The sequence below is a fragment of the Ruegeria sp. AD9 genome (assembly GCF_056542305.1).
Genome location: NZ_JBQFZP010000045.1, coordinates 1 through 5,337, shown reverse-complemented (window position 1 = coordinate 5,337; position 5,337 = coordinate 1). Strand labels below are relative to the sequence as shown.

General features: G+C 57.6%; 5 protein-coding genes. 4 read left to right on the top strand and 1 reads right to left on the bottom strand.

Annotated features, from left to right (window positions below; all coding sequences use genetic code 11):
* Positions 1–53 precede the first annotated feature (53 nt).
* Complete coding sequence (locus tag ACR0AM_RS21435; RefSeq protein WP_480623979.1) at positions 54–974, bottom strand: LysR family transcriptional regulator; 921 nt, start codon at positions 972–974, stop codon at positions 54–56.
* A gap of 90 nt (positions 975–1,064) precedes the next feature.
* Here ACR0AM_RS21435 and ACR0AM_RS21430 point away from each other — a divergent pair, with 90 nt between their 5' ends.
* From ACR0AM_RS21430 to ACR0AM_RS21415, 4 genes are all read left to right on the top strand, one after another.
* Positions 1,065–1,907, top strand: coding sequence for a TauD/TfdA dioxygenase family protein (locus tag ACR0AM_RS21430; RefSeq protein WP_480623978.1), 843 nt, complete (start codon positions 1,065–1,067; stop codon positions 1,905–1,907).
* A gap of 14 nt (positions 1,908–1,921) precedes the next feature.
* On the top strand, positions 1,922–3,553 hold the full coding sequence (locus ACR0AM_RS21425; RefSeq protein WP_480623977.1) for an arylsulfatase: 1,632 nt from the start codon (positions 1,922–1,924) through the stop codon (positions 3,551–3,553).
* Positions 3,554–4,143: 590 nt separating this feature from the next.
* A complete protein-coding gene (locus ACR0AM_RS21420) occupies positions 4,144–4,491 on the top strand; it encodes a hypothetical protein (RefSeq protein WP_209505913.1) in 348 nt (115 codons plus the stop codon).
* On the top strand, positions 4,481–5,245 hold the full coding sequence (locus ACR0AM_RS21415; RefSeq protein ID WP_209505915.1) for a hypothetical protein: 765 nt from the start codon (positions 4,481–4,483) through the stop codon (positions 5,243–5,245). The genes ACR0AM_RS21420 and ACR0AM_RS21415 overlap by 11 nt, the downstream gene beginning before the upstream one ends.
* Positions 5,246–5,337: the final 92 nt, after the last annotated feature.

The window sequence follows — 5,337 nt, the reverse complement described above, 5'->3', positions numbered from 1 at the left end:
CTCATCTCCACTCTCTGATGGTTACGATGAGCCTGAAATCCTCCGCTACGCAATCAACCTAGTCTGTTCCATGGGTGCTGATGGCGGACACTGCAGATCTCTAGGAACCGCTCCATCAGCGCCGTCTGCAAGGCTTGGTGCGAGCGGGCAATCACCACCCTGTAATGGCCAATTTCTTCCTTGAGCGGCCGCGCAACGATAGGGTCGCCTTCTATTGTGCGGTTCTGTTTGGGGGGAAAACCCACAAGTGTGAACCCGAACCCCTTGCCGACATAAGCCTGGACAAGTTCACGCGATTGGGACTGGAACGGCACTTCTGGGTGAATGCCCGCGGCCTGTAGAAGTTGCAGGTAGCTGGGGCCAGGGCCGGCAGGTGAAACCGCAATGTAGGGCAGATTGTTCAGTTCGGACAGGCTGATCCGGCTTTTGGCTGCCAAGGGGTGTGTCGCTGACAACAAGACCTGAGGGGGAAGTTCCAAAAGAACTTCTGCATGGTGCCGCCGCTTGTCGAGCCCTTGGTCAAAGATCACCAGCGCATCCACCTCGCCCGCATCCAGCGCCTCTACCAAAGCCGGATAGTCTGCCTCTTTCACTTCAATTCGGACGCCGGGGTGGTTTTCGCGAAAAGCAATTACTGCGGGCAGGACGATCCGCTGCGCTAATGCATGATGGGTGCCAATGTGGATCCTGCCCGCCCGGCCTGACGCAAGATCTGTGGCCCGCCGATCCAGCCCAGATGCGTGAACCAGCAGCGCGTCTGCCTGTGCGACAAAGTCCTCGCCCGCGCGGGTCAGCCGCATGCCTTGCGCAGGAAACCGGTCGAACAGGGTCACGCCGGTGGCGGCCTCCAGCTTATCCAGTGCCGACGCGATGGCGGCGGCAGAGACATTCAGTTGCCGCGCCGCCTGTGCGATCCCGCCCTGTCTCGCTGTTTCCGACAGGTAGGTGAGTTGGCGAAGGGTGAAGCGAAACATCGGAAATACCTATCTTTGCGGACGATTAATTCAGTTTTTCTGACCTTGAGGCAATCTCTATGCTCCGGTCAGGACAGATTGGAGGCCGGTATGGAAATAATACCTCTGACGGGCGGATTGGGTGCGGAAATCCTTGGGGTGGATATCCGTCGCGGCGCAGATTTTGATGCGATCCAGCGCGCTTTTGCCAAATACTCGGTGATCGTGCTGCGGGGCCAGAACGTCGGTCCTGAGGATCACCTGGCATTCGCCCGCCGTTTTGGGCCGATAAACGTGAACCGGTTCTTCAAGCCGGTTGAGGGCCATCCGGAAATCGCCACGGTGCTGAAGGAGAGGGACCAGACCGAAGCGGTTGGTGAGGGATGGCATACAGACCATTCCTACGATCAGGAACCGGCGATGGGCTCCATTCTGCACGCAATCGAGGTGCCGCCCTATGGCGGCGACACGCTGTTTGTCTCCATGGGTGCCGCCTATGAGGCGCTCTCTGCGCCGATGCGACGCTTTCTCGACAGTCTGACGGCTGTGCACTCCTCGCGCCATGTGTTCGGCGCCTCCGCGATGGACAGCGAGGCGGTGAAATCGGGCCGCCTGGGCAACTCAGAGGCCGCCACGCAGGACGCGCGGCATCCGGTTGTCATCACCCATCCATTGAGCGGACGGCGCGGCCTTTTTGTGAACCCGGTTTTCACAACCTGTATAGAAGGGCTGACCCCAGACGAATCCGCGGCGCTTCTGGCCATGCTTTATGCCCATTGCCAGCAACCCGAGTTTCAATGCCGGGTGCGCTGGCAGGCCGGTGACATCACGATGTGGGACAACCGCGCCACCTGGCACAAGGCGATCAACGACTATCACGGCTACCGGCGCCTGATGCACCGTGTCACTGTCGAGGGCGTTCCGCTTGCGCCCGTCGTCGCAGCCTTAGCCTAATTGAAAGCACCGGTATGACCGACCGTAACCCGCAGTCCAACGCCAGCCGACCCAATGTCATTCTGATCCTCGCGGACGACATGGGGTTTGCCGATCTCGGCTGCACCGGGTCTGAAATCCAAACCCCCAACATCGATGCCCTCGCGCGGGGCGGCGTGATGCTGTCTGCGATGTACAACTGCGCCCGTTGTTGCCCCACTCGCGCCTCGCTCCTTACCGGGCTTTATCCGCACAATGCTGGCGTCGGCCATATGGGCGCCAATCTTGGCACGGCCGCCTATCAGGGCTTCCTGCGCAACGACAGCGCCACCATTGCCGAACACCTGCGCGCCAGCGGCTATGCCACGCTGATGTCCGGAAAGTGGCATGTGGCCGGTGATTTCGAAGCCCGCGAGGTGGACAGCTGGCGGGTCGGCGATGTCGAGCACCCGACCCCGCGACAGCGTGGCTTTGACCGCTTCTACGGGATCATGGACGGGGCCACGCATTTCTTTTCGCCGCACTACATGCTGGAGGATGATGCCCGTGTCGAAACCTTCCCGGACGATTTCTACTTCACCGAAGCCATCACCCATAAGGCCATTGGCATGATCGAAGGCGCGGTAGCGGAAGAGAAACCCTTCTTTCTCTACCTCGCCCATACCGCGCCGCACTGGCCGCTGCATGCACACCCCGAGGACATCGCGAAATATGACGGCGTCTATGCCAAGGGCTGGGACCAAATCCGCACCGCACGCCACGAAACCATGAACGGTCAAGGCGTGTTCCAGCGCGGCTGGGACATCTCCCCGCGTGACAGCACGGTGCATGGCTGGGAGCATGAGGCAAACAAGGATTGGGAGGTCAGCAAGATGGCCACATATGCGGCAATGGTGGACCGCATGGACCAGTCGATTGGCAAACTGATTTCGGCCCTGAAGCGGCTCAGGCAATTCGACAACACGCTGATCCTCTTCCTCTCCGACAACGGCGGCTGCGCCGAATTCATGGCCGAGGACGGCTGGGCGAAGTTCTACCCGGACAAAACGCATGATGGCAGGCAGATCACGATGGGCAATGTGACAGGTTTGCGCCCCGGCGATGCCCAGACCTTTCAAAGTTATGACAAGCCTTGGGCCAATGTCTCCAACGCACCGTTTCGGCTGTACAAACATTATGTGCATGAAGGCGGCATCTCGACCCCGCTGGTTGCCCATTGGCCAGATGGATTCAGGCCGCGTGGTGCCGCCCATGCGGCCTGCCATGTGGTTGATATCCTGCCAACCATCCTGGAGGCCACCGGTGCCGCCTATCAGAGCGAGTTGGGTGGCCATGAAATCCAACCGTTGCAGGGAGAGTCGCTGCTGAGCCTCTTTCAGGGCAAGGACTGGCAGCGCGAACAGCCGATCTTCTGGGAGCACGAAGGAAACGCGGCGATCCGCCTCGGTCAGTTCAAACTCGTGCGCCTGCATGATTACCATTGGGAGCTTTACGACATCGAGGCCGACCGCACCGAACTGACCAATCTTGCAGGCCGCAGCCCTGCGCTTGAGAAAGACCTTATCCGCCAGTACCAGGCCTGGGCTGACACCTCCGGAGTCCTGGACTGGAACGAAGCGCTGCCGAAACTTCTGGCCGCGTGGAAGATGGAAACTCCAAATGGCTGAAACTGATGGCTAAGCGTCCACTGAGGGTCCCCTGGTAAAGGACGGGTTTGTCCTGCGCAATGTGAGTTCAATTGAGTTTGGATTTGGCGGCCGCAGCGAATGGCGGCTAAGCGGGCTGCGATCGCAGCATCTTGACCGGTTGGTGAACGGCAGGAATGGGCCGTTCCTGTTTGGGTTTGTGGTTCTCGATGGGTAGAATGCTGCAACTGACCCAATGACCGCGAAGAGCCCAAGGCGGTCGATCGTGAAATCATGTACACACGAGCTCATTGATTTAAGTCAAAGTCACATTCAGTAAATGTAATATCTTCGTTTCTCCAGATTTTACCTTTTGGGGAGGAGAAGCGATGGGACTGTTGAAATTGATTTCGAGGTATCTGGCTACACTTACAGCGCTGATCGGTTTGGCGTCATGCGCGGGCGTTCAAGATACTACTGCAAATGCTTCGCTGCAAAGCGCATCCAGCGGAGGCGGAGTCCTTTCTTCAGTCTCACCGCGCGCCTTAAATGTTCAACCATTCACAATGGCACGAGGCGTCGGAGTACTACCCGGCAGAATTGGTGAACGGACAACCGTCGGAGGCGTCACAATGGGCTATGTGACGTTAAACCCTCCGCCGGAGGCATTGTTCACAGAGGCAATCAAGTCTGAGTTATCGGCAGCTGGGCATAGCGTGACCGGCGGGCAGACAAAAGTGTCTGGTGTTGTGGAACGGTTTGCACTCAGCACGCCCGCAACTGCAACCCATTGGGACGTGACAATAGACGCCGCGCTTAAGGTGTCTGTAGGCGGCTCGACACGCGCCTATTCGGACGTTTGTGTTTCTCGCACGTATGCTTGGCCTTCTGACAAAATGATTGCCGACTTGTCCAGCAAATGCGTCAGCGGGATCGCAAGAAAATTTGCCGGAGACAGGAGCATCGCCAATGCGCTGTGACCGGAATCCTTCGAACTTGATCGCCTACCATTCAAAAGCAATTTTGCTGTGTTTGGTTGTGACGTTGTCAGCATGTGCCGAATCTCAGGTTGGAGTTCCAGCCGGTGCGAAATCAAAATATCAATCGATCGCCGTAATCCCGCGGGTAAATGACAACCTACTATCTGTATATCGCCCAAACATGGCAGAGCTTGAAGTTTCAATGTCTCAATTGGGATGGGACGCCGCAGTCGGAACAGGACAGATTTCCAATGAAATTCTTGGGCGCACCGGGGCCTCGGTTGCTGTCACGCGCGACGAAAATAGCGCCGTGGCCAGAGCTGCCGACGCTTTGATCGTTTTACAACAAACGCCTCTTGATCAGTATGGACAGCAGTACACACCCGGACAGGATGTGTTGCTCAGTTCGGTCAGTATTGCGGCTGCCGCTGCTGCAGGAGGTATGGCCTATATCATAATTGATGATCCGCGACGTTACAGTTCTCGGTCAATACTTGAAGTAAACGGTAGCGACGGAAGCGGACCCAATCACTGCGCTATTGGCATAACCCCTGTATTGCTGAATGCAAAAACGGGTGAACTGATCAAGCAAGGAAGGCCGTTAATGGGTGTTGAAAAGCTACCAATCCAGCTTGCAGGAGGTACTTGGGAACGATTAACCCCGGCCGAAAAGTCGAATGTGCGCGCGTACTGTCAGTCAGCTCTGAGGCGGGTCGTCTCGCAATCATTCGTAGAGCTCGACATCGTCCAGTAACTTGTCCGCCATCAGCACCCATGGAACAGACTAGGTTGATTGCGTAGCGGAGGATTTCAGGCTCATCGTAACCATCAGAGAGTGGAGATGAG

Excerpts from the sequence above, each read along its gene's own strand:
- ACR0AM_RS21435 (WP_480623979.1), bottom strand. The coding sequence starts at position 974 with ATGTTTCGCTTCACCCTTCGCCAACTCACCTACCTGTCGGAAACAGCG.
- ACR0AM_RS21430 (WP_480623978.1), top strand. The coding sequence starts at position 1,065 with ATGGAAATAATACCTCTGACGGGCGGATTGGGTGCGGAAATCCTTGGG.
- ACR0AM_RS21425 (WP_480623977.1), top strand. The coding sequence starts at position 1,922 with ATGACCGACCGTAACCCGCAGTCCAACGCCAGCCGACCCAATGTCATT.
- ACR0AM_RS21420 (WP_209505913.1), top strand. The coding sequence starts at position 4,144 with ATGGGCTATGTGACGTTAAACCCTCCGCCGGAGGCATTGTTCACAGAG.
- ACR0AM_RS21415 (WP_209505915.1), top strand. The coding sequence starts at position 4,481 with ATGCGCTGTGACCGGAATCCTTCGAACTTGATCGCCTACCATTCAAAA.